Source organism: Paenibacillus ottowii, from assembly GCF_006874425.1.
GTDB lineage: Bacteria > Bacillota > Bacilli > Paenibacillales > Paenibacillaceae > Paenibacillus > Paenibacillus ottowii.
Genome location: NZ_VIJZ01000032.1, coordinates 1 through 2,194, shown reverse-complemented (window position 1 = coordinate 2,194; position 2,194 = coordinate 1). Strand labels below are relative to the sequence as shown.

1 protein-coding gene is annotated in these 2,194 nt (G+C 56.4%); it reads left to right on the top strand.

Annotation, left to right across the window (positions count from 1 at the left end; translation table 11 throughout):
* A partial coding sequence (locus FKV70_RS25770) for a non-ribosomal peptide synthetase (protein WP_208738447.1) occupies positions 1–2,194 on the top strand: 2,194 nt, incomplete at both ends.

The window sequence follows — 2,194 nt, the reverse complement described above, 5'->3', positions numbered from 1 at the left end:
GGAGTGATGAAAAGCAATCCGAAGGGGTATTCCACACCTATGTGGAAGAACAAGCGCAGCTTGTGCCAGATCACGTGGCCGTTGTATACGAGGATCGGCAGCTGACGTACCGTGAGCTGAACGAGCGTGGGAACCAGCTTGCCCGTAGATTGCGGAATGAGGGCATTGGACGTGAGTCGATTGTTGGTATTTTGAGCGAGCGCTCGGTGGATATGCTGGTCGGCGTATTAGCGGTATGGAAAGCCGGAGGCGCCTATGTACCGCTGGATGCGGATTATCCGTCCGAACGGATTCGCTTTATGCTGGAGGACAGCGGTGCGACGGTGCTGCTTACGCAAACCGGTTTGCAGGAGCGTGCACAGGCATGGCTAGAGGAAAGCCGGCAGGCTCTGGTCGGAAGACAGACTGAGGGCGAGCTGGAAACAGCGGCTGGCGCTGAAACGATGGAAAGAGACTGTCTGAATGAAGGCGTAAGCTTGCAATCAGATTCGAAGTCTAATAGCCAAGCGGCATCCGAACCGGCAACAGGGCTGTGTCTGCATACTGTATTGGCGCTGGATGATGAGTCGCTGTATACCGGGGATGCCACGGATATTGAACCGATCAATGAACCGCAGGATCTGGCGTATGTGATTTATACGTCGGGGACAACCGGACGTCCGAAGGGCGTCATGGTCGAACATCGCAGCTTGGTGAATACGGCTGCGGCGTATCGCCGGGATTACCGTCTGAACCAGTTCCCGGTACGATTGCTGCAACTGGCAAGCTTCTCCTTCGACGTGTTCGTCGGCGATATTGCACGGACGCTCTATAACGGGGGCACGATGGTCATCTGTCCGAAAGACGACCGCATTGACCCAAGTCGTCTATATGGCTGGATTCACGATTATCAAATTACCGTGTTCGAATCGACACCAGCCTTGATCATACCGTTTATGCAGCATGTGTATGAACAGGGACTTGACATGAGTAGTCTGGAGCTGCTCATCACGAGCTCAGATAGCTGCAGCGTGACGGACTATCGGGTGCTGCAAGAACGGTTTGGTGCGGATATCCGCATTATTAACAGCTACGGCGTTACGGAAGCGGCGATTGACTCCAGCTTCTATGACGAAGAGCTGTCGAAGCTGCCAAGCAGCGGCCATGTGCCGATTGGGCAGGCGTGGCTGAACGCCCGTTTCTACATCGTGGACAGCCAGCTGAATCCAGTGCCAATCGGTGTACTGGGTGAGCTGTGCATTGGCGGTGCTGGCGTGGCACGGGGATACCTGAACCGTGCGGACTTGACCGCTGAGAAATTCGTAGCGAACCCGTACGTACCGGGTGAACGACTGTATCGCACCGGCGACTTGGCGCGGTGGATGCCAGACGGCAATGTAGACTTTATTGGCCGGATGGACTACCAAGTCAAAATCCGCGGGTACCGGATTGAGTTAGGCGAGATTGAAACCGCGATCCAGCAGGTGCCGGGTGTGCGTCAAGCCGTAGTCATCGACCGGACGGACGAGCGTGGGCACAAGTATTTGTGTGGGTACCTCACGGGAGCAACCGAGCTGCGGATCGAGGAGGTACAGGCAGCCCTAGAAGTAGGACTGCCAGCGCACATGGTGCCTGCACGTCTGATACAACTGGAGACCATTCCGCTGACGAGCAACGGCAAAATCGACCGTAAGGCCTTGCCAGAGCCAGAAGGCAGCATCCATACGGGAGCAGCCTATGTGGCCCCGCGTACGAAGGTGGAGCAGGTACTGGCTGCGGTATGGGCCGGAGTGCTGGGCGTAGAAGCCGTAGGCACGCAGGATAACTTCTTCGAGCTGGGCGGCGATTCGATCAAGGCCTTGCAAGTCTCGTCCCGTTTGCTGCAAGCAGGTTACCGATTGAACATGAAGGATCTGTTCAGTCATCCAACGGTAGCATCGCTCAGTCCGCTGCTTCGTACCGATGGCAAGATGGCCAGTCAGGAAGAAGTCGTAGGCCAGGTGAATCTGACACCTATTCAGCGTTGGTTCTTCGAGCAGCAGCCAGCTGACCTGCACCACAGCAACCAGGCCATGATGCTGTACCGATCCGGGCGCTTTGATGTTGACGCGCTGCGCCGTACGATGGACCGTATTGTCCAGCATCATGACGCACTGCGCACGGTATTCCGTGAGACGGAGCAGGGTTATGTCGCTTGGAACCGCAGCGTAGAGGA